This window comes from Micromonospora sp. NPDC003776, from assembly GCF_053605645.1.
The window spans coordinates 1-19,264 of record NZ_JBSGJR010000063.1 but is presented as its reverse complement, the minus strand read 5'-3'; the positions used below and the strand labels follow the sequence as shown (position 1 = coordinate 19,264).

The 19,264-nt window shown below is 70.7% G+C and carries 22 protein-coding genes and 2 tRNA genes; 11 read left to right on the top strand and 13 right to left on the bottom strand.

Annotated features, from left to right (window positions below; all coding sequences use genetic code 11):
- Window positions 1-250 precede the first annotated feature (250 nt).
- The gene (locus ACWEVO_RS08520; RefSeq protein WP_452306929.1) at window positions 251-1,090 is read left to right on the top strand and encodes a PSP1 domain-containing protein; all 840 of its coding nucleotides are present in this window, start codon (window positions 251-253) and stop codon (window positions 1,088-1,090) included.
- Window positions 1,091-1,190: 100 nt separating this feature from the next.
- Here ACWEVO_RS08520 and ACWEVO_RS08515 read toward each other — a convergent pair whose 3' ends face one another.
- Window positions 1,191-2,927, bottom strand: coding sequence for a metallophosphoesterase family protein (locus ACWEVO_RS08515; RefSeq protein ID WP_452306928.1), 1,737 nt, complete (start codon window positions 2,925-2,927; stop codon window positions 1,191-1,193).
- A gap of 133 nt (window positions 2,928-3,060) precedes the next feature.
- On the opposite strand from ACWEVO_RS08515, the gene ACWEVO_RS08510 reads away from it, so the two are divergent.
- Window positions 3,061-3,137 (top strand) — tRNA-Thr (locus ACWEVO_RS08510).
- A 194-nt stretch (window positions 3,138-3,331) separates the two neighbouring features.
- Here the strand turns inward: ACWEVO_RS08510 and ACWEVO_RS08505 are convergent.
- The 4 genes from ACWEVO_RS08505 to ACWEVO_RS08490 form a co-directional block, all read right to left on the bottom strand.
- Window positions 3,332-3,538, bottom strand: coding sequence for a hypothetical protein (locus ACWEVO_RS08505; RefSeq protein ID WP_452306927.1), 207 nt, complete (start codon window positions 3,536-3,538; stop codon window positions 3,332-3,334).
- A 77-nt stretch (window positions 3,539-3,615) separates the two neighbouring features.
- Window positions 3,616-3,873: a hypothetical protein gene (locus tag ACWEVO_RS08500; protein ID WP_452306926.1), complete on the bottom strand. Its 258-nt coding sequence runs from the start codon at window positions 3,871-3,873 to the stop codon at window positions 3,616-3,618.
- A 190-nt stretch (window positions 3,874-4,063) separates the two neighbouring features.
- Window positions 4,064-5,227, bottom strand: coding sequence for an IS110 family transposase (locus tag ACWEVO_RS08495; protein WP_452306925.1), 1,164 nt, complete (start codon window positions 5,225-5,227; stop codon window positions 4,064-4,066).
- 338 nt (window positions 5,228-5,565) lie between these two features.
- A complete protein-coding gene (locus tag ACWEVO_RS08490) occupies window positions 5,566-6,216 on the bottom strand; it encodes a hypothetical protein (RefSeq protein ID WP_452306924.1) in 651 nt (216 codons plus the stop codon).
- Between the two features lie 19 nt (window positions 6,217-6,235).
- On the opposite strand from ACWEVO_RS08490, the gene ACWEVO_RS08485 reads away from it, so the two are divergent.
- A complete protein-coding gene (locus tag ACWEVO_RS08485) occupies window positions 6,236-6,652 on the top strand; it encodes a MarR family winged helix-turn-helix transcriptional regulator (protein ID WP_452306923.1) in 417 nt (138 codons plus the stop codon).
- Between the two features lie 190 nt (window positions 6,653-6,842).
- Here ACWEVO_RS08485 and ACWEVO_RS08480 read toward each other — a convergent pair whose 3' ends face one another.
- The 3 genes from ACWEVO_RS08480 to ACWEVO_RS08470 all read right to left on the bottom strand — a co-directional run bounded on the left by ACWEVO_RS08480 (window position 6,843) and on the right by ACWEVO_RS08470 (window position 8,696).
- Window positions 6,843-7,211 (bottom strand): hypothetical protein, encoded by a 369-nt coding sequence (locus ACWEVO_RS08480; protein ID WP_452306922.1) that lies wholly within the window; start codon window positions 7,209-7,211, stop codon window positions 6,843-6,845.
- A complete protein-coding gene (locus ACWEVO_RS08475; RefSeq protein WP_452306921.1) occupies window positions 7,180-7,599 on the bottom strand; it encodes a hypothetical protein in 420 nt (139 codons plus the stop codon). Before ACWEVO_RS08475 ends, ACWEVO_RS08480 begins: the two co-directional genes overlap by 32 nt.
- 374 nt (window positions 7,600-7,973) lie before the next feature.
- Window positions 7,974-8,696, bottom strand: coding sequence for an SDR family oxidoreductase (locus ACWEVO_RS08470; RefSeq protein WP_452306920.1), 723 nt, complete (start codon window positions 8,694-8,696; stop codon window positions 7,974-7,976).
- A 71-nt stretch (window positions 8,697-8,767) separates the two neighbouring features.
- Between ACWEVO_RS08470 and ACWEVO_RS08465 the strand changes: the two genes are divergently transcribed.
- The 3 genes from ACWEVO_RS08465 (at window position 8,768) to ACWEVO_RS08455 (ending at window position 10,898) form a co-directional block, all read left to right on the top strand.
- Entirely contained in the window at window positions 8,768-9,565 is a 798-nt protein-coding gene (locus tag ACWEVO_RS08465) for a helix-turn-helix transcriptional regulator (protein ID WP_452306919.1), read from the top strand.
- Window positions 9,566-9,876: 311 nt separating this feature from the next.
- Window positions 9,877-10,374 carry a DinB family protein gene (locus tag ACWEVO_RS08460; RefSeq protein WP_452306918.1) on the top strand — a complete coding sequence of 166 codons (498 nt, stop codon included), beginning with the start codon at window positions 9,877-9,879 and terminating at the stop codon, window positions 10,372-10,374.
- A 143-nt stretch (window positions 10,375-10,517) separates the two neighbouring features.
- Window positions 10,518-10,898, top strand: coding sequence for a VOC family protein (locus ACWEVO_RS08455; protein WP_452306917.1), 381 nt, complete (start codon window positions 10,518-10,520; stop codon window positions 10,896-10,898).
- 259 nt (window positions 10,899-11,157) lie between these two features.
- On the opposite strand, the gene ACWEVO_RS08450 is transcribed toward ACWEVO_RS08455, so the two are convergent.
- Window positions 11,158-13,047 carry a zinc ribbon domain-containing protein gene (locus ACWEVO_RS08450; protein ID WP_452306916.1) on the bottom strand — a complete coding sequence of 630 codons (1,890 nt, stop codon included), beginning with the start codon at window positions 13,045-13,047 and terminating at the stop codon, window positions 11,158-11,160.
- A 286-nt stretch (window positions 13,048-13,333) separates the two neighbouring features.
- Here ACWEVO_RS08450 and ACWEVO_RS08445 point away from each other — a divergent pair, with 286 nt between their 5' ends.
- The 3 genes from ACWEVO_RS08445 (at window position 13,334) to ACWEVO_RS08435 (ending at window position 14,993) form a co-directional block, all read left to right on the top strand.
- Window positions 13,334-13,996 carry a zinc-binding dehydrogenase gene (locus ACWEVO_RS08445; protein WP_452306915.1) on the top strand — a complete coding sequence of 221 codons (663 nt, stop codon included), beginning with the start codon at window positions 13,334-13,336 and terminating at the stop codon, window positions 13,994-13,996.
- A gap of 64 nt (window positions 13,997-14,060) precedes the next feature.
- Window positions 14,061-14,133 (top strand) — tRNA-Lys (locus ACWEVO_RS08440).
- A gap of 128 nt (window positions 14,134-14,261) precedes the next feature.
- Window positions 14,262-14,993, top strand: a complete 732-nt coding sequence (locus tag ACWEVO_RS08435) for a Clp protease N-terminal domain-containing protein (protein WP_452306914.1) — start codon at window positions 14,262-14,264, stop codon at window positions 14,991-14,993.
- Window positions 14,994-15,044: 51 nt separating this feature from the next.
- On the opposite strand, the gene ACWEVO_RS08430 is transcribed toward ACWEVO_RS08435, so the two are convergent.
- The 4 genes from ACWEVO_RS08430 to ACWEVO_RS08415 all read right to left on the bottom strand — a co-directional run bounded on the left by ACWEVO_RS08430 (window position 15,045) and on the right by ACWEVO_RS08415 (window position 17,647).
- Entirely contained in the window at window positions 15,045-15,563 is a 519-nt protein-coding gene (locus tag ACWEVO_RS08430) for a hypothetical protein (protein ID WP_452306913.1), read from the bottom strand.
- 114 nt (window positions 15,564-15,677) lie between these two features.
- Entirely contained in the window at window positions 15,678-15,866 is a 189-nt protein-coding gene (locus tag ACWEVO_RS08425) for a DNA repair protein (protein ID WP_452306912.1), read from the bottom strand.
- A 64-nt stretch (window positions 15,867-15,930) separates the two neighbouring features.
- Window positions 15,931-16,959: a sensor histidine kinase gene (locus tag ACWEVO_RS08420; RefSeq protein ID WP_452306911.1), complete on the bottom strand. Its 1,029-nt coding sequence runs from the start codon at window positions 16,957-16,959 to the stop codon at window positions 15,931-15,933.
- Window positions 16,952-17,647 carry a response regulator transcription factor gene (locus ACWEVO_RS08415; protein ID WP_452306910.1) on the bottom strand — a complete coding sequence of 232 codons (696 nt, stop codon included), beginning with the start codon at window positions 17,645-17,647 and terminating at the stop codon, window positions 16,952-16,954. Before ACWEVO_RS08415 ends, ACWEVO_RS08420 begins: the two co-directional genes overlap by 8 nt.
- 161 nt (window positions 17,648-17,808) lie before the next feature.
- On the opposite strand from ACWEVO_RS08415, the gene ACWEVO_RS08410 reads away from it, so the two are divergent.
- Complete coding sequence (locus ACWEVO_RS08410) at window positions 17,809-18,474, top strand: GNAT family N-acetyltransferase (RefSeq protein ID WP_452306909.1); 666 nt, start codon at window positions 17,809-17,811, stop codon at window positions 18,472-18,474.
- A 321-nt stretch (window positions 18,475-18,795) separates the two neighbouring features.
- Window positions 18,796-19,155 carry an STAS domain-containing protein gene (locus ACWEVO_RS08405; protein WP_452306908.1) on the top strand — a complete coding sequence of 120 codons (360 nt, stop codon included), beginning with the start codon at window positions 18,796-18,798 and terminating at the stop codon, window positions 19,153-19,155.
- Window positions 19,156-19,264 lie beyond the last annotated feature (109 nt).

Genomic DNA, 19,264 nt, shown 5'->3' with positions numbered 1-19,264 from the left:
GGCCGTGGCCGGGCTCTGGCGGCGACGCCGTGGCCCTCCCCTGCACCCCCCGCAGGTCTGTCTTCACTCAACGCGGTCGGCCGCCGTTTGTCCCCCGGCTCGCTGATGTTTCAGCCGTCCGGGCGAGGATCAGCGGCACGATGGTCGAAAGCGGTTCGGTCGAGTCGACAATCGTGGATCGCTGCGCCGGGTGACCGGGCGGCGACGGCCGGCCCGGCCCGCGCCCTGCAAAGGTCGTAGGGTGGAGGGCATGGGCATGCTCTGCGCGGTCAGCTTCAACCGGTACGGGCGCCTCTACTACCTGGATCCGGGTGAGCTACGCCCGCAGGTGGGCGACAGGGTGCTGGTGCCTACCGACGAGGGTCCCGAGGTGGCCGAGTGCGTCTGGGCCGCGCAGTGGGTCGGTGAGGACACCGCCGGCTTCCCCCGGCTGGCCGGGCTGGCCGAGGAGGAGGACCTGCGCCGCGACGAGCTGCTGCGCCGGCGCAAGGCGGACGCCAAGGTCGCGGCTAAGCGGCTGATCCGCGAGCACGGGCTGCCGATGAAGGTGGTGGCGGTCGACCATGTCCTCGCCACGCCGGAGTCCGGCAGCGACCGCACCACCATCTATTTCACCGCGCCGCACCGGGTGGACTTCCGCTCCCTGGTCCGCGACCTGGGGGCGACCCTGCACTGCCGGGTCGAGCTGCGGCAGCTCTCCGCCCGCGACTCGGCGCGGGTGCAAGGTGGGATCGGGTCGTGCGGCCGCGACCTGTGCTGCGCCACCTTCCTCAACGACTTCGAGCCGGTCACCATCCGCATGGCGAAGGACCAGGACCTCCCGCTCAACCCGCTGCGCATCTCCGGCGCCTGTGGCCGGCTGATGTGCTGCCTGAAGTACGAACATCCCCTCTATCAGCGGTTCCAGGAGTCGGCACCGGCGATCGGGAGCCGGGTCGCCACGCCGGAGGGCGAGGGCAGGGTCGTCGGCCACAGCGTGCCGCGAGACTCGGTCACGGTCCGCCTCGACGCCGACGGTTCCCGCTGCTCGTGCAGCCGCGCCTCCGTCTGCGCCCCCCGCCAGGCCCACGACCAGCACTACACCCCCTGATCCCCCTCGCGCCGCCCCCCCCGCGGGCGCGTTGATCAAGGGGTTTGCGTCGGAAATCGCGGTTCCGGTGGCGCAGACCCCTTGATCAACGGGGCTCGGGTCAACGCAGGACGATGGGGGGTTCCGCGAGGCGGGGTGTGAGGGGGGTCTTGGGGAGGAGCCAGGAGGCGGTGGGGAACTGGTCCGGGTTCACCTGCCAGGCGTGGGAGACCTTGTCTAGGGTGATCGGGTAGATGGTCAGTGTCCCGTCCGGGTCGAACCGGAAGCGCAGGAACGCCTTCGAGTCCTCGATGCCCTGGGCGGCGAACAGTTCGTTCAGGTTGACCCCGAAGGAGCCGGCCACCAGCAGGTAGAGCGCGACGAGCTGGCTGGAGACCAGGCCGATCACCGGGCCGTACAGCACGGCGGCGGCGGCCGCCGGCAGCGGCCAGGGCCAGTCGTAGAAGGGCAGCTGCAGCCAGAGCCAGGTGCCGGCGGCGCCCAGTGCCACGTGCGCCAGGCCGTGCGAGATGCCGAGGAGCCAGTGCCGGACGTGCCGTTTCTTGGCGGCACTGGGAGGCTGGGCGAAGAACGCCGCGCTCAGCATGGTCACCACCACCATGATCACCAGCGGGACGCTGAGCAGCCGCTGCTCCGTGGTGCCCACGTGGTGCGCCGTCACCCCCGCCATGGCCAGCATCAGCAGCGTGTGCAGGGTGCCGAGCAGCGTGGTGAAGCCCGGGTTGCGGAACGGCAGCCGGGCAAAGATCCCCCAGCCGTAGCGGCGCGAGCGCGCCTTGTCCGGGTAGCGGGCCGCGAGGTCGTACTCCCGGGTGCGGCTGGCCCGGCGGGCGAGCGTGTCGCGCGGCGGCACCTCCAGCCGCTCCGGCAGCTCGTGCGTCGGGTAGAGGTAGGCGCCGCCGCCCCCGCAGGTGATCAGCTGCCGCTCCGGACCGGTGTAGCGGGCGTAGTGGTGCAGGTCGCCGGAGATCAGCAGCCGCACCTGCGCGCCGGTGGGGGCGATGATCGTACGGATGAAGTAGTCGATCGAGTCGTACGCGGTCGGATGGTCGACGGCCTTGACCCAGGTGGGTGCCGGCACCGCCAGGATGACCTTCGCGCGCGGGCCGAGCTTGCGGGCGACCTCGTCGAAGTAGGTGAGCTGCGGGTCGTCCAGGTACGACCCGGACTGGTCGTCGAGGCCGATCAGCCACCAGTCGGCGGGCAGCTCCACCGCGAAGTACGAGCGGGACTGGCCGGTGCCCCAGCCTGCGAAGTGCCGGTCCCGGGAGCGGACGAAGAGCCGCAGGAACGCGGTCAGGCCGTCGTACCAGTCGTGGTTGCCGGGGACCGCGAAAAGGGTCGGCCGCTCGGGCGGCGAGAGCGGCAGCGCCGCCTGGTACGGCCCCTTGCACCGGTCCTCGTACGCCTCGTAGGACGCCGACGGGTAGACCTCGTCGCCTCCCATCACCAGGGTCTGTGCCCGGGGCAGCCGGTGCCCGTCCACCTCCAGCTCCGGCTGGGCGAGCAGGTACGCAACGGAGTAGGTGGCGTCGAAGCCGTCCCCCAGGTCGGCCACGTAGTCCAGCCACAACCCGCCGTCCGGCCCGACCTGGCGGAACGTGGCGTCCCCGAAGGCGTTCTGCAGCTCCCGCTTGTCCAGATATGCCCCGAACAGCATCGCCAGCAGGGTCCGCAGGCCGGTCTGGATCAGCAGCAGCGGCGCGAGCCAGGGCACCGGCTTGCGGGGGGTGAACCCCAGCTCCAGGGGGTCCAGACTGCGCGGCCGGCGGGAGGCCCGGTCACCGGGGTGCGCCTCGGGGATCGACTGCGGTGGTGGCAGGTGATCGTCGCTCACCCGCCGCAGGGTAGTCCTCCCCGAACGCGAGCGCCCTCCCCGAAACGTACCGGGCCTGCCTCGATGTCCGGATTACGGGCGGGGGGATCCCGTTCGGCTTCCGCCGGGCCGTGCCGTACACTTGACGATCGTTGCCGCCTTAGCTCAGTCGGCTAGAGCGACGCACTCGTAATGCGTAGGTCGACGGTTCGATTCCGTCAGGCGGCTCCATAGAAAGGCCCAGGTCACCGGCTTGATCGCCGACTATGACCTGGGCCTTTTGCTTGTCATCGCGAGGCCGAGCAGCCGAGCGAGCAGCCAACCTACTCACCCGACCACAACGCTCCCTTCCGCCGTGGTGCGGTGTGCACGTCCGGGCCGATGTCTGCCGTTGAGCGCCAGCCGTCAGCGGCCGGCCGGTTAGGTCAGGGACTCCAGCCGCCCACGCCGCGGTTGTCGATGTTGCTGCCGTCCGTCCGGTTCCGGTGGTCGTCGAGCCGGCGGCGGGCCTCGGCCGACGCCTGCAGGCCACGCACCTGGTCGCCGTCGACGGGGGTCCGCCTGGTGCGGCGCCACAGTCCGGCCGCAGACACGGTCGCTGCGATGATGATCAGAAGGATGAGCCAGCGCATTTCGACCTCCCCCGTGTGAGCTGCCTGCCCCCAGTGTGCGCAGCCGGTCAAGGGCCCGACCCACGGCCGGTGCAGGACTAGTGAGTCTGCCGGCGGTCGGACTCCTGCCGGATTGCCTCCGTGAGATCCCGCCAGGTGCCGGCCGAGGCCTTCATCATTCGGTCGACCATCGCCCGGGCGGATGCTTCGTCCGGGAAGTCGGACGACACCTCCTGCCCTTCATCGCCACCGATGCGGCCACGGACCCGCCACAGCCGGCGGTCGGAGTGCAGCCAGATGTCCCGCCGGGCCATGCGACCCCACGACCCGTTCCACCATCGCCCGCGTACCTCCACCGGCAGCAGCCTACTCGAACACATGTACGAGTCGACCGGCTGTCGGCAAATGCCTGGTCTCGCATGATGGTTGACACCACGGCCTCGCCTGATGCTTTACATGATCACCTCGGAGCCGGCCGATCCAAGGGCCGACACGGACTGGCCATGATCGGCGTTGCGACACGTCCGCTCATGGCGCCCCTTTATGTCAAGGCGCCGCTGGAACCAGGGGTTTAGGGTGGTTGGTGGCGGGTCCGGGAAGTGGCTTGTCCGAAGGGCCGATGTCCGGGGTCAGGTCGGTCACGCTGGATTGCAGAGTCGTCCCCGAGTGCCCTCCCGGATCCGCCGCCTGCCTGCGTTTTTGGTCGGCGACCATGCGGGCGTAGGCGACGTTCGACAGTCGGCGTTTGAGGGCGCGCATGGCTTCCATGGAGGTCTTCCCGGCGGCCTTCTTCGCGTCGAAATAGGCGCGGCCTTCGGTGCGGTTGCGCAGCTGGACGACGGCCATGATGTGCAGAGTCCGGTTGATCCGCCGGTTGCCGGCGCGGGAGAGTCGGTGACGCTTCTGGTCGCCGGAGGATGCGTCCAGTGGGGCGGTGCCGTTCCAGGACGCGAACCGGTCGCGGTCGGCGAAGCGGCGGATGTCGCCGACGTCAGCCAGCAGCCGAGCTGCACCTGAGGGGCCGATGCCGTGCAACTCCATCAGGGTGGAGCCGCGGGCGACTACCAGCTCCTTGAGGTCCCTTTCCGCGGCCTTGATCTTCTTGTCGACGCCCTCGAGTTCACCGATGAGCTCGACCGCGAGGCGACGCCGGGTCTTGCCCACGATGTCGCGGGGCTTGATGGTCGCGATCAGCGCACGTGCCTGCCGCGCGGACAGGAATTGCTTTGCCCCGCCTGGGAAAAGCTCCAGCAGCAGCCGGTGCAGCCGGTTGATGGTCTGCGTCCGTGCGCGGCCCAGCTCGTCGCGGCGGTCGACCAGCATTCCCATCACCTGCAGGTCCGGGTCGAGCTGGACCTGCACGAGGTTCGGGGTGCGCAGTGCGACCATCGCGACCGAGTGCGCATCCACCGGGTCGGTCTTGCGGCCATTGCCGGTGGCGAACACCCGCACCTGTGCCGACAGCTTCGCGGGCACGTCGAGCACCGTCTCACCGTCATGCAGCAGGCGGTGGGCGATGTGTTTGCCGATGCCGTTGCAGCCCTCGACCGCCCAGACCCGATCGGCGTACTTGCGGCCGGCGGCGAGCATCTGCGCGTAGCCGGTCTTGTCAGTGCCGTACCTGCCCACTGCGAGCACCCGGCCGCGTTCGTCGACGACCTCGATGGTGGCTGAACGCTTGTGCGGGTCCATCCCGATGATCACGCTCATCGGCGCCTCCCCTGGCTGAACTGCACGGAGTTGTCCGCAAGGAGGGCAACGCTACTTCGAGCAGGGCAAACCCCTTTCCAGCCTCTCCTCGCGCGGCGCCCGGCGAAACCGCAGGCCATGAGAGAGCCACACCAATGACACCGGTGGGCAGCCGCAATGTGGGAGCGTCTCGCCGGGCACCTGGACCGAGTCTGGCCGGACATCGGTCCTGGACCAAGTCTCTAAGTAGCCGATGTGCGGTCACTCCCGAAGTGTTCGCCGCGATCGGATGGAGTACATGACTGTTGAACGTGCGGTGCCGGAGATGAATGAGACCTTGATCGGCTCTGCCGGTGCCCTCACCGGAGGGAGTCCGCAGCCCCGGCCCGATTCCGAGCCCGGACTCGAAGCCGATCAAGGCCGACGGTGAGGAGAAGCAGCGGAACGGCGAGGTAGGCCACGAGACCCACGGCGCGCTTCGCTACGGTGGCGACCCCGCCGAGGTGTGCGGGCAGGTCCCCGACGGCGGGCCAAGTCGACAGAATGTTCCAGACAGCAGCGTTCTCGCCGTAGTCGAGCACGGTCATCGCGACTGCGGGGATCAGCAGGAGACGCCACCTCCGGCCCGGCAAGCGCCGGATCAACAGGGAGGATACGAGCAGCAGGGCCAGGCCGCAGAGCAGCGGGTACACGAGGTCGAGCAATTCCAGCCGGAGATAGGCCGCCCGCCCCTCGGTACCGCAGGCCGCGACCAGATCGCGTGCATCCGCGGCGGTCCAGTGGCTGCGTACGTCCAGGGCGCTCCGCCCGTGGCAGGCCCGGGAGACCGCGCCGGTCAGGCCGGGCCAGCCGAACATGGCCAGTGCGCTGATCCCGTAGAGAACCCAGACAGCTACGACCACCCGGCCACGGCTCATCGCGCGCCACGCCTTCACCACAACCTCCGATGCTACGATTTCGCAATACTTGCCCCTGGGGGAGATAGTGCGAGATCGCAGCAGTTCTGTCAAGGGTGATGATCCGTCGAACGTGCTCTTCGACACCTGGCTCACGGCCCGCGCCGCCATCGCACTGCTGGACAGCGCGCTGGCCGGCACCGGTCTGGACGCCGAGGACTTCGCCGTCTACTCCGTACTGCGCCAGGCCGGCGAGATCAGCCCAGGCGAACTCGCCCGGTGGATGTCCGCCCCGGCAACGACGGTTTCCAGCCACGTCAAGCGACTAGTCGCGCGCGGGCACGTCCGGCAGGTTCCACACCCACAGGATCGTCGCTCGTACCGCATCACGCTCACCGACGCAGGCCAACACGCTCACACCACGGCAGGCCGGCACTTCCTGTCCGCCCTGGCCACTGTCGAGGCCGCCCTCCCCCGGCCCGCCAGCGACGTGCAGCAGGCGCTACGAGACCTGCACGCCGCGATCGGCGCGGCTGCCCAGCGGGCATGATCGCCCACGGAGAGCGGGTCGACAAGGCGCCCGAATCTGCCGCGAGTCGCGCGGTCGCCACGATCATGTAAAGCATCATTCGAGGCCACGGTGTCAACCATCACCCGGCGCAGGAGACCGGCTGTCGGCAAATGTCGGGTCTCGGGACCTGCGTGACAGATCAGTCTCGGGACGTGGGTGACACGTCCGGCTAGAAGACCTCTAGTTGGCCAGGGTAAGGCGTCGGCGGTTCTGGCGGGGGCAGGAGGTCCGCAGCTTCCTGTGTGAGGCGGTCGATCATGTCGAGGGGCATGAAGATTGCGGTGTGCCAGGTTTGGTCGTCAGGGCCGATTAAGGCTGCGAGGGTGTCGTCTGTGATCGACCAGTGCACGGGCACGCCGGCGCCGTCTTCGCCAATTTGCACGGATCGCCGTGCGGTCCAGTCGGCCTCGCGCAATGACCGAAGGCGGCCGAGTTCGCTGAGGTAGATCCAGACGTGCAGTTCCCATGACGGCCCCTGCAGCATCACCATGACGACAGCGGGGTCGTCACGGTTGTCGTCGATCACCACGTTGACCATGCGGGGATGGTCGCAGACCCGGTTCGCTGGGCAGCGACGGGCGTCGTGGTGGCTCGGGCTTTCGCGCCTTGAACCGCGTCACCTGCTTGGTGGTGGTGCGGGTAGTCTCGGTGAGGAGCAGGTCGCCGTCATAGACCCGGAATGTGGTCTCGGCTTGCTCGACGGTGACGGTGACGGTGCGGCCGGCGTGGCCTGCGCCGACGTGGATGCGTTGACCGGCGATGACCAGGGCTCCTCGGCAGCTGACGCGGCGTTCGACCCGCACGGGTTCGGGTGCCGGGGTGGGTGGTGGTCCGGCGGGGCGGGCGTCGCGAATCTTGGTGATCTCGGCGGCGGTGAGGGGGTTGGGCAGGCTGCGGAGCAGGACGCCGCCGGCGGTGATCTGCATCAGGCCGCGGTCGAGTCGGACGGTGACGCGCCTGCCGGCGAAGTGGTAGCCGACGGGGTGTTGCCGGCCGGCGAGGCCGATCAGGCCGGTGGCGTTGACGAGCCGTTCGACCTCGATCGGGGCGCCGGCCTGGACGGGTCCGGTGGCGATCGGTGGTGGCCCGGCCGGTTGGCCGTCGTCGGCGAGGAGTTGGCGCAGGTGGTCGGTATCAGGACGTGCGTGACACCAAAACGCCGGGGCACATCACGGTCTGTGAAACTCCAGGACCGGACGACGCGGTCAGCGGCAATAGCGTGTGTCTCGATTAGCGAGGCAGGCGCAGCGCTGACTCGGATGCGATGACGCCGAGGTTGGGCGGGTTGCGCGAGTGGTGATCACCACGGCACGCGGGTTCCGTCCCAGGAGAGGAATTCGCCGGTGGGGCCGTCGTCGGGCAGCAGTGCCAGTTTGACCGCGCCAGCTGCGGCTTCGGCCGGGTCTCCGCCGCTGGCGGCGGCGGTCACGTTGAGATTGGTTTTGCGTAGCCCGGGCGCGAGGGCGTTCACCTTGAAGCCGTCGCCGGCGAGCGCTTGGGCGTAGAAGACTGTCAGCGCGTTCAGTGCGGTCTTGGACGATCGGTATGCGGCGAGTGAGCCCGTCGCGGGGAACTGCGGCTGCGGGCCGGTACTCCAGCCCAGTGATCCAGTGCCGCTGGAGAGGTTCACGATCCGGGGCCGGGCGGAGCGGCGCAACGCGGGCAGGAAAGCGTTGGTGACCGCCACGACCCCGAACACGTTCGTTTCGTAGGTGCGGCGGAAGGCGTCAACGTCGGTCTCGGTCACCGGGTTCAGGTCGACCGAGATGCCGGCGTTGTTGACCAGGATGTCCAGGTTTTCGACTTGACGGGCGGCGTCGGCGACGCTCTGGCCGTCGGTGACGTCGAGGGTGAGTAGTCGAGCGTTGCCGCCGATCTCGTCGACAGCCCGCTGGCCCCGCTCCGGGTCGCGAGAGCCGAGGTAGACGATCACCCCGGCGGCCGCGAGCTGCCGCGCGATTTCCTTGCCGATGCCTTGGTTGGCGCCGGTGACCAGTGCCGTGTAATCGTTCATGGTGTTCATGCTGCAACGATGCCGACGGCGACCGGGCCGATCCAGGGACAACCGATACCTGGCTCTGGAGGGGGTGAATCATGGCGGGACAGGAGTTGGCGCGGTTCCTTCGGCAGCGGCGGGAAGACCTACGCCCCGCCGATGTCGGCCTGCCCGCCGGTCCGCGCCGTCGTACCCCCGGCCTGCGCCGTGAGGAAGTCGCCCAGCTGGCCCACATGTCCGTCGACTACTACGCCCGACTCGAACAGGCCCGGGGCCCCCATCCGTCGCCGCGGATTCTGGACTCCCTCGCCGACGCGCTGCGGGTCTCCCCGGCCGAGCGGACTCACCTGTTCCGGCTGGCCGGGGCGACTCCGGCACCACCCGCCGGACCGGTACGCCAGGTCCGCCCGCATATGGTCAACCTGCTGCGCCGCATCCCCGAGGCGGCGGCCGTCGTCACCGACGCCAGCTACGACGTGATCGCCTTCAATCCGCTCGCCGACGCCCTGCTGGGTAACCTCAGGCAGGAGCCCAACCTGGCCCGCCGACGGTTCCTGGGCCTCGGCAGCTACGAAAGCTCCAGCGCCGAAGAATTCGGTCACATCGCGGTGGCGCGGCTGCGCGCCGCCGCCGACCGCTACCCCCGCGACGAGCGCCTCGCCCGCCTCCTGACCGGGCTGCGCGCCGCCAGTCCCGAGTTCACCGAGATCTGGAACACCAACCCGGTACGAGCCCCTAGCCACCGGATCAAGACCATCACCCATCCACAGCTCGGCCCGCTGCGCCTCAACTGCGACGTGCTCACCATCCCCGACGACCAGCAAGTCGTCTTCATCACCGCCGACCACGGCACCCCCACCGCCCGCGCCCTGCGCCACCTGGGCGCTGTCGGCTGACGAAACCCTTCATACACCGAGTCGACAAGGCCACGCGCTCTGTCAGCGGCGGTACAGCGAAGGGCCTTGGAGTCGCCGGACCGCTGGCCACGAGCCGCGTGAATCTGTAAGCCACCGCGTCCGCACATCGGCATGTGAGGACGTACGACGCTCGTTCCAAGGCCTACGGGCTGTCACCACCGTCCGGACGGTCGAGCCTAGCGGTGTCACCCACGTCCCGAGACTGATCTGGGGTCAGTCTTCACGAATCGGCGACACCTCGTCCAGCCGGTTGGCGACCGTGTCCCCCGACGGTCTGGGATGCTTCGCCCATGCCTTCCTTCCCGCCTACGTTCGCCGGCCAGGTTGTCGCACTGCCGGCCCGTGCCCAGTTCGAGGCGTTCCTCGACGAGCACCGCGGCGCGCTCAATCGCTGCTTGGACGGGCTGACAGAGGAACAGGCGCGTCGATCGCTGGTGGTCTCCCGGACCACGCTTCTCGGTCTTGTGAAGCACGCGGCTTTCGTCGAGAAGGTCTGGTTCGACGAAGCCGTCACGGGCCGGTCGCGCGCTGAGATCGGCATCCCTGCGAACTCAGAAGGCTCGTTCATCCTCGATGACGACGACACGATCGCCACCGTCCAGCGGGCACACCGCGAAGCCTGCGAGGCTTCACGCCAGGCGACGTCATCCCTGGGTCTGGACGACATCCTTCGCGGGCACCGGCGGGGCCCACTTCCGCTGCGGTGGGTGTATCTCCACGTTCTGCGCGAGCTCGCCCAGCACTGTGGGCACGCAGACATTCTGCGAGAGCAGCTCATCAACGGGTAATGCACAGGCTCCCGCGCATGCGCCCGTAGATCTCTACACCCGGGGCGACTCATGCGTCACCCGCGCCATCAGTGGCGCATCCCAGCGCCTTCGCCGGTCGATTCGAGTTGACCTGTTCGCTGGGCAGGCACGAGGCTGACCGGATGGGGACCATTATCCGGAACTTCGCGTTCGACTGCGCCGACCCGTACGAGCTGGCGCACTTCTGGGCCAAGGTCTTCGACTGCCCGGTCGACCCCGAGTTGAAGCCCGACGACGACGAGGCGGCGATCGAGCCGCCGGGCGGCAGCAGACTCTACTTCCAGCGGGTACCGGAGCCGAAGAGCGTCAAGAACCGTACGCACATCTGCCTGCAGCCCGAGGTGCCACGCGATCAGGAGGTCGAGCGTATCGGCTCCCTCGGGGCCACCATCGTCGCCGATCACCGTGATCCCGACGGCAGCGGCTGGGCCGTGATGGCCGACCCGGAGGGCAACGAGTTCTGCGTGCTGCGCAGCGACGCCGAGCGCCAGGCAACCGCGTAGGCCCCGCCCGGATGCTGGGAGGATGGCGGCATGGCCGACGACGCGGCGCCTACCTACACGACCCGTCCGCTGGATGTCGACACCCGGGACGACTTCGCCAGGCTGGTAGCGGCGAACAACGGCGTCTGGGGTGGTTGCTGGTGTATGGGCTTTCACCTCGAAGGGGTCGGCAAGGGCCGTACCGCAGCGCAGAACCGCGAGGCGAAGTACGCGCACGTGCGCCAGAGAACCTTGGTCTGCTTGATGCAAGCGTCGCTGATTAGCTTAGGGATCCTGGGTCGGTTTGGGTTTCCGGGATCGTTTCCCACCTGGGTGGGGTCGCGTGGGCGTGGAGGTGGAATCCTGCGCCCAGGGCGGCTCCTCGTGGCCGGTGGCCGGTGGTGGGTGTGCTGATCGTGGTCACGTCCTGGTGCCGGTGGGCTGCGCGGGGCAGCCTTGGCCGGTCCGTTGGTGCGTGTCCCTCCGGACGCTTGCCCGCCCGGCCCTGGGGCCGGGTGGGGGAGGGTGCCCTGCGTCGCCTGGGCGCGGGGCGTGGTGGCTGATGCCGGGTGGGACCGGTCTTCGACCGATCCTCCCGGCTGGTCTTGGTGATGACCGCGCAGGCTTCGAGCTTGTCGACCACGGCTCGGATGATCATCTGCCCGCTGGACTTATCGGTGACGGTGTTGCCCTGGTGGGTGAGGCCGCGGGCGGCGATGCGCCGCCAGGCGCCGTGGTCGCGGTCGCCCTGCCAGCCGCAGGACTGGTGAGGGCAGATGGCCCACTTCCAGCCCGGGGTGGCGGGCTGGTCGGGGGCTTTGCGGTGCCGTAGCGGGGTCAGGCAGTGCGGGCAGTGTTTGGAGGTGTTGCGGGCCGGGACGCCGACCACGGCGACACCCTGCTCGGCGGCGAGGTGCCGCATCCGGTCAACGATCTGCCCGCGCACCTGCTGGGACAGGCGCGTGTTCAAGCTGGCGCCCATGCCCTTGGCTTCCATCGACCGCAGGTCTTCCACGTAGATCACGCTCGCGCCCGCGGCGATCGCCTGGTCCACGGTCCAGCGGGCGGCAGCCCACGCGAGCGCGGCATTCAGGTTCTGGCGGCGCTGGGAGACGTGGCGGATCTCCTCGCGCAGCACGGCAAGCTTGCCGAGCAGGTGATGCTGCGAGTCCACGCCGATGAGCCGCTGATAGTGGTCGGCCTTGGCATGTAGCCGCTCACCGTGACGGCGCAGCCGATGCTGCTTGGCGAGGACTCCGGCGGCCCGGAACTCACCACCGGCGCCCAACGCCGTGATCCGGCCATCGGCATGCCGTCGCAGGGCCCCCGCGCTCAGCAGGGTGTTCAGGCCCCAGTCCACCCCGAGCGCCACCGTGTGCCCGGCGCGCCGGGCTGCCGGCACGGCGTGGGTGTAGGCGACATCGGCGCGTACCTGCCGGCCGGTGACCCGCAGGGTGGGTAGGTGCAGCACCCCGCCCGCAGGCACCGTGGGCGGCAGGGTGATCGGGCAGGCCACCCACGTCCAGTCCCGATACCCCCTCGGATCCGGCCGCGTCGGCAACTGCAGGCGCAGCAGCACCCTGCCCGGATCGGCCTCGCCGCGTTCCATGGTCGCCTGCTGCCGGTCACACGCGGACAGCAACAACATCCGCGCAACCCGCGGCGCGTCTTCCAGTTCGAACACATCCACCGGGAGGCGACCGTTGGCGTTGAGGAACCTGACCACCTGCCGGGTACGCGCCTTGACGACGTTGGCCGGCAGATCCTTCCCGCCGGGGATCGCCTCCCGCACCTGATCCCACTCCTGTGGGGTGCGTTTGCGCGGGTCGGCGGGCCAGGTCGTGAGGACTGCGGCGGTCAGGTCGGCATGCCATGTCACCGAGCGCAGCGCTCGCCCGGCCTGCTCCTGCGCCATCCGCACGATCCGGTCATTAACCCTCACACCCGCCGGGACGGTGACGGTCCAACCCAGCCGCCGCAACGCCATCCACGCGTTCGACGGCAGCCGTCGGCCGCCCGCGTCCACGCCGGAGGCCAACACCCGCACATCGACGGCGTTCCAGTGATCGCTGATCAGGGCGCCCACCATGCCCGCCACCAGATCGGCACACCACCCGACACGCTCGGCCAGCACCGCCTGGGACAGAACCTCGCCGGACTTCTCATCCACGCCAGCACGCACAAGAGCGCGGGCACACGCGGTTCGGGAGGCCTCGCCCTCAGCCAGCGACACCGTCCGACTCACCCGCCACCAACCTCACCACACCCAAACCCGGGCCAGCCCGCACAACCCCGCCACACCACAGCAGTCACCGCCGGCACAGACCCCCACCGCCCCGCATCAAACCAGAAGACACCGACACCCACGACCGGCCCACGATCACTGAGGACGCTTAACGAAATCCCTTAGCCTCGGGTACGACGGCCGGCAGGGCAGCGCCGCCGAGCAGGCCGTGGTGCCGGCCGACCGGCTCTACCGGCTGCCGGACGGGGTCGATCCGGCCGTCGCGGTGACCATGCTGCACCCGGTCGCGACGGCCCACCTGGCCCTCTTCGTGCACGGCCGGCTCCGGCCGGGGGAGATGGTCGTGGTGGCCGGTGGGGCCGGCAACGTCGGCGCCGCGCTCGTGACCCTCGCCGCCACGGCCGGCGCCCGGGTGGTGGCCACCACCTCGGCACGCGACGCCGAATACTGCCGGGGCCTCGGCGCGAGCGAGGTGCTCGACTACCGCGCTCCCGACCTGACCGCCCGGCTGCGGGCGGCCTGCCCCGACGGCGTCGACCTCCACCTCGACACCTCGGGGCGCAACGAGCTCGAACCGGTCGTGGACCTGCTCGCGCTACGCGGGCGGATCGTGCTGCTGGCGGGGGCCCGCGCCCGGCCGGTGCTGCCGGTCGGCCCGCTCTACCTGAACGACCGCAGCGTCCTCGGCTTCGTCATCTCCCACGCCACCACGGCCGAGTTGGCCGATGCCGCCAGTGCGGTGAACCGCGTGCTGGCCGCCGGCCGGCTCGCGCCCCGCGAGCTGGTGCGGATGCCGCTGTCCCGGCTCGCCGAGGCGCATCGGATGATCGAGCAGGGGGAGCTGCGCGGCCGGCGCGTGGTGGTGAGCCCGTGATGCGAGCCGCCCTCCTGTCCGGTCCCGTTCGGCCCGTGTTAATGTCTCTCCCCGTTGCCAACGAGCGCCGCTAGCTCAACTGGCAGAGCAGCGGACTCTTAATCCGCGGGTTCGGGGTTCGAGTCCCTGGCGGCGCACGGGTGATAGTGGCTCTGGCCTGGTGGTTCTCCACCAGGCCAGAGCCTTTTCCGTATCCGGGCGGCGATTCGACCGCGACCGTCAACTCTTGGTTGACGACAGGCATGCGTCAACTTATGGTTGACGCATGACGGAGCCCATGAAGATGACCCACCCCGTACGCCTCGACGACCTGATCGAGGGGATCAAGAAGGCGCGCCCCGACGCGCTGGACCAGCTCGCCGACGCGGTCCTGATCGCCGACCACCTGGGCGACGTGGCCGACCACCTGATCGGTCACTTCGTCGACCAGGCCCGCCGCTCCGGCGCCTCCTGGACGGAGATCGGCCGCAGCATGGGCGTCAGCAAGCAGGCGGCCCAGAAGCGCTCCGCCGCCAAGGCGGAGACGGCCGCCGCGCTGGACCCGAACGCCGGCTTCGGCCGGTTCACACCCCGGGCCCGCAATGTGGTGATGGCCTCGCAGGAGGAGGCGCGGGCGGCCGGCAACGCCGAGATCGGGCCGGGCCACCTGGCGCTGGGGCTACTGGTCGATCCGGACGCCCTCGCCCCGAAGCTGGTCGAGGCGCGGGGGGTGTCCCTGGACCGGTTCCGGGAGGCGATCGCCGCGAGCCTGCCGGCGAAGGCCGAGCGGGTCCCGGACCTCATCCCGTACGACACGCGGGGCAAGAAGGTGCTGGAGCTGACCTTCCGCGAGGCGCTGCGTCTCGGGCACAACTACATCGGCACCGAGCACATCCTGCTCGCCCTGCTCGAAGAGGAGGGTGGCGACGGCGTGCTCACCGGGCTCGGGCTGGACAAGGAGGCGATGGAGAGCGCCATCGCCGCCGCGCTCGCCGAGATCACCCGGAAGATGGCCTGAGTTCCACCGACCGGGCACGCGCCGAGGGGGCGCGTGCCCGGTGCCGTGCGGTCAGTCCGCGGTGGGGAAGCCGTACCGGGCGGCGTGCTCCGGATCGGCCGGGTCGACCTGGCGGAGGCCCGCGTCGGCGAGCCGCTTGTTGACCTCGTCGAGGTGCTCGCGCACCAGCCGGGCCTCCTCGTCGGTCACCTTGCCCCGGTGCGGCTTGCCGGCGTGCTCGATGGTGCCGTAGTCGACCTTCTCGGCGCTGCGCCGCGCCTTCGGCGGCTTCACCCGCTCGGCGGTGCGCAGCAGCTGCGCCATCGGCACGTCGGTGGCCATCGCGTCGAACTCGCTGGCGGTGAGCACCACCCGGCGCGGTTCGCCGCCGCCGTGCTTGTCGTGGATCTCCACCACGGCCACGTCCAGCGCGGCGTCGTCGATGCTCTCCACCTCGAGCGGCGTGGCGTCCAACTGCACGGGCCCGGCGACCAGGTCCGGGTGCTCCAGCACGACGATTTTGACCACCTCGTCGTCGGGGCGCAGCACCTGGCCGCTGAAGTCGGAGACGTGGATCGTCTTCTTGCCCATGCGCGGAGCTTCTCCTGTCGTTGGCGGCTTCTCGGACCAGAAGACGCTACCCGACACCTGTGCGAAACCCCGGGGTGGAGCGGGCCGGGTGTGTCGTCGCTTTCCGGCGACCGGTCAGCGGGTGTTGAGGCCGCGCCGGGTCCCGACGCCGGCCGGCAGGGCGTTGAGCTCGGCCCAGGACAGCGCCGCGTCGGTGCGGGCCTCCCGGTACCGGGGTTGCCCGGGGAACCGTCCGGCCGCCTCGACGGCCTGCCAGCTGCGCTCGGTGTCCTGCTGGTACCGGTCATTCGGCTGATTCGGCATGACCATTACCGTCCCAGAGAAACTTGTACATGTATGGAAATAGATATGACGCGGGACCGCTGCCTCAGGTTCCCGCCGCGGGCAACCGGACCACGAACCGGCAGCCATCGGTGATGTTCTGTACGTCTACCCGCCCGCCGTGCGCCTCAATCAGCCCGCGCACGATCGCCAGCCCGAGCCCGCCCGATCCCTCGACGCCGCCGTTGCCCGGTCGCGGCGTCCGCGCCGGCTCCCCCCGGAAGGCCACGTCGAACAGCCGGGGCAGATCCGACTCGGGGATGCCGCCGCAGGTGTCCGCCACGGCCAGCCACGCGGTGTCCGACTCCCGGCCGGCCTCGACCCGTACCGTGCCGTCCTCCGGGGTGTAGCGGATCGCGTTCAGCAGCAGGTTGCCCACCACCCGTGCCAGCTCCGGCTCGCTGCCGGTCACCGTGGGCCAGCCCGACTCGGCGGCGACCAGCCGGATCCGGCGGGCGGCGGCCAGCGGCGCGGTGCCGGCGAGGGCGTCCGAGACCACGTCGCCCAGCGGCACCGTGGAGAGCGACAGCCGCAGCGCGCCGGCGTTGATCCGGGACAGCTCGAACAGGTCGTCGACCAGCCGGGTCATCCGGTCGGTCTCGACCCGGATCCGGCGGTGGTACTCGGCCACCGTCTCCGGATCGCGGACCACCCCGTCCTCCAGCGCCTCCGCCATCGCGCGCAGCCCGGCGAGCGGGGTGCGCAGGTCGTGCGAGACCCAGGCGACCAGGTCGCGGCGGCCCTTCTCGATCCGGCGCTCTCGCTGCCGCGCCTGGTCGGCCCAGACCGCCGCGGCGGCCAGCCGGCGCCCGAACAGCCACCCCACCGCCAGGCTCACCACCGCGGCCGCGGAGACCGTGATCAGCACGACCTCCAGGTCGTGCGGGGAGAGGAACATCGCCTCGGCGATCACCGCCACCCCGGCGACCACCGCGCCGACCGTCATGGTCAGCAGCACGAAGATGTGCACCGTGATCGACCGGCCGCGCAGCAGCCGCAGGGCGACCGCGCCGGCCAGCCCGACACCGAGCGCGGCGAGCAGCGCCGCCCCGAAGATCAGCGCCAGGTCACGCATCGGCGGGCTCGTAGCGGTAGCCGACGCCCCACACGGTGACGATCCGCCGGGGGTTCGCCGGGTCGGTCTCGATCTTCTCGCGGAGCCGGCGCACGTGCACGGTCACCGTGGACTGGTCGCCGAAGCTCCACCCCCAGACCTTCTCCAGCAGCTCGGCCCGGCGGAACGCCCGGGCCGGGTGGCGCATCAGGTGGGCCAGCAGATCGAATTCCCGCAGCGTCAGGGTCAGCTCGCGGCCGTGCAGGCGGGCGACCCGGGGGCCGGTCTCCACCTCCAGGCCGTCGTCGGCCAGCACCTGCGCGGGTACGACGGCGGGCTCCCCGCCGGTCCGGCGCAGCACCGACCGGACCCGCAGCACCAGCTCGCGGGGGGAGAACGGTTTGCTCAGGTAGTCGTCCGCGCCCAGCTGCAGGCCGAGGATCCGGTCGGCCTCGTCGCCGCGCGCGGTCAGCATGACGATGGGTACGCCGTCCGGCCGCTCCCGCAGCCGCCGGCAGACCTCCAGCCCGTCCAGTACGGGCAGCATCAGGTCCAGCACCACCAGGTGCGGTGGGCGCCGGGCCACCGCGGTCAGCGCGCCCGCCCCGTCCCCGACGTGCTCCACCTCGTAGCCGGCGTGCTCCAGGTACCGGCACACCACGTCGGCCACCGTCCGGTCGTCGTCGACCACCAGCACCCGTTGCGCCACCGTGTACCTCCCCGCCGTGCGGCACAGCGTATCCACGGCCGGGGCCACACAGGTGTTGTGAGGTTCTTACGGACGCAACCGCCGGGCCGGTCCGGCCCGGCACGCGTACCGTGATCACCGCGAGACACGACGGACCCGGCGGGTGAGGAGGTGTGGCCCCGGTGCTCGACCGCCGGTTGTTCCTGCACCTGGCCACCTGGCTGGGGCAGTGGCCGGCCGGCCCCGGGCTGCACGTGGTCCGCTCGCACCGGCGTGCCCTGCCGGCCTGGGACGGTCGGCTGCGGCCGGCCCGGGCGGTCGGCGCCCCCGGGTCCACGATCCTGTCGGTGTCGCCCGACCGGGTCGACCGGGTGCGGGCCCTCGTCCGTGGCCGGACCGTCGAGCAGCTGCTGCCGAGCCTGCCGAAGGCGGTCGGCGCGCCGGACTTCACCGCGCACGCCGGCCGCTTCCGGTGGAGCACCGCCCCGGCGCCGCTGCCCGACGTCGGGGAGTGGATCCCGTCGACCAGCCCCGGGCTGCCGCCCTGGCTGCGCCTGTTCGACTGCGAGGTGCTGGTGGTTCGCGACGCGGACGGGCGCTACCTGGCCGGCGTGGGCATCAAGCGGCACGACGCCCACGGGCACGAACTGGCGGTGGGCACCGTGCCGGCCGCCCGTGGGCGGGGGCTGGCCCGGCGACTGGTCGCCCAGGCGGCCCGGCGGGTGCTCGACGAGGGAGCCGTGCCGACCTACCTGCACAACTTCCACAACCACGCCTCGGCGCGGGTGGCCGAGGCGGCCGGTTTCCCGGACCGTGGCTGGACCTCGTTCGGCGTCGTCCCGCGCTGACACAGGGAGCGGGCGCGGACCGTGGATCCCGGGCCGGATCCACGGTCCGCGGCCTCTCCTCCCAGGTCCCGTTACCGGTAACGCTAAGTGTTCGAAAGTGGCGGAGCAAGCGCTCGTCGGCGGACTGATGTTGTCCGCTAGTGGACTTGACCTGCGGCCCGGTGCGGTGGCCGTTAACAGGCCGCCAGTGACGGAGAGTGTGGACGGGAGTGAGTGCCTGGCCGGTGACCGGCCGCGGCGGCGCCTCCCGGTCGTGGTTCCCGCCCCATACCGCCGGGTAGGGTCGCGGCGGCGGCACACATCGGGGTGGGGCGGGGGGTCATGGAAGTCGGTACGCGTGACGCGGGGCCGGGACGCGTGGTCCTCGCCCCGGTCGGTGACCTCGACATGGCCGGCGTACCGGCCCTCGACCGGGCGTTGGACGGGGTCCTCGACCGGCCCGGTCTGGTGGCGATCGTGGTCGAGCTCGCCGCGGTCGGGTTCCTCGACTCGACCGGGGTGGCCGCCCTGCTCCGGGGCGCCGCCGAGGCGGTCGGCCGGGGCGCGACGCTGCGGGTGACCGACCCGCAGCCGCTGGTGGCGCGGGTGCTCCGGATCACCTCCGTCGATCGCCTGCTCGGCCTCAGCACCGGCCCCGGCGACGGCACCGCCACCGAGCCGGGCTGGCGCGGGCTGCGCTGAGCCCGCTCAGGGCTCCACCCGCGCCGCGGCGGCGCCGGACCACTCCAGCAGCATGATGCTGGCATCGTCCCGCGGGGTGGTCCCGCGGTGGTCGACCACCGCCCGGCTC

What these genes read in the sequence shown, in the direction of transcription:
- ACWEVO_RS08420 (WP_452306911.1), bottom strand. Translation starts at nt 16,959, where the DNA reads ATGCGTGACCTGGCGCTGATCTTCGGGGCGGCGCTGCTCGCCGCGCTC.
- ACWEVO_RS08405 (WP_452306908.1), top strand. Translation starts at nt 18,796, where the DNA reads ATGGAAGTCGGTACGCGTGACGCGGGGCCGGGACGCGTGGTCCTCGCC.
- ACWEVO_RS08470 (WP_452306920.1), bottom strand. Translation starts at nt 8,696, where the DNA reads ATGAACACCATGAACGATTACACGGCACTGGTCACCGGCGCCAACCAA.
- ACWEVO_RS08475 (WP_452306921.1), bottom strand. Translation starts at nt 7,599, where the DNA reads ATGCAGATCACCGCCGGCGGCGTCCTGCTCCGCAGCCTGCCCAACCCC.
- ACWEVO_RS08430 (WP_452306913.1), bottom strand. Translation starts at nt 15,563, where the DNA reads ATGGGCAAGAAGACGATCCACGTCTCCGACTTCAGCGGCCAGGTGCTG.
- ACWEVO_RS08520 (WP_452306929.1), top strand. Translation starts at nt 251, where the DNA reads ATGGGCATGCTCTGCGCGGTCAGCTTCAACCGGTACGGGCGCCTCTAC.
- ACWEVO_RS08455 (WP_452306917.1), top strand. Translation starts at nt 10,518, where the DNA reads ATGGGGACCATTATCCGGAACTTCGCGTTCGACTGCGCCGACCCGTAC.
- ACWEVO_RS08480 (WP_452306922.1), bottom strand. Translation starts at nt 7,211, where the DNA reads ATGGTCAACGTGGTGATCGACGACAACCGTGACGACCCCGCTGTCGTC.
- ACWEVO_RS08460 (WP_452306918.1), top strand. Translation starts at nt 9,877, where the DNA reads ATGCCTTCCTTCCCGCCTACGTTCGCCGGCCAGGTTGTCGCACTGCCG.
- ACWEVO_RS08505 (WP_452306927.1), bottom strand. Translation starts at nt 3,538, where the DNA reads ATGCGCTGGCTCATCCTTCTGATCATCATCGCAGCGACCGTGTCTGCG.
- ACWEVO_RS08495 (WP_452306925.1), bottom strand. Translation starts at nt 5,227, where the DNA reads ATGAGCGTGATCATCGGGATGGACCCGCACAAGCGTTCAGCCACCATC.
- ACWEVO_RS08465 (WP_452306919.1), top strand. Translation starts at nt 8,768, where the DNA reads ATGGCGGGACAGGAGTTGGCGCGGTTCCTTCGGCAGCGGCGGGAAGAC.
- ACWEVO_RS08425 (WP_452306912.1), bottom strand. Translation starts at nt 15,866, where the DNA reads ATGCCGAATCAGCCGAATGACCGGTACCAGCAGGACACCGAGCGCAGC.
- ACWEVO_RS08435 (WP_452306914.1), top strand. Translation starts at nt 14,262, where the DNA reads ATGACGGAGCCCATGAAGATGACCCACCCCGTACGCCTCGACGACCTG.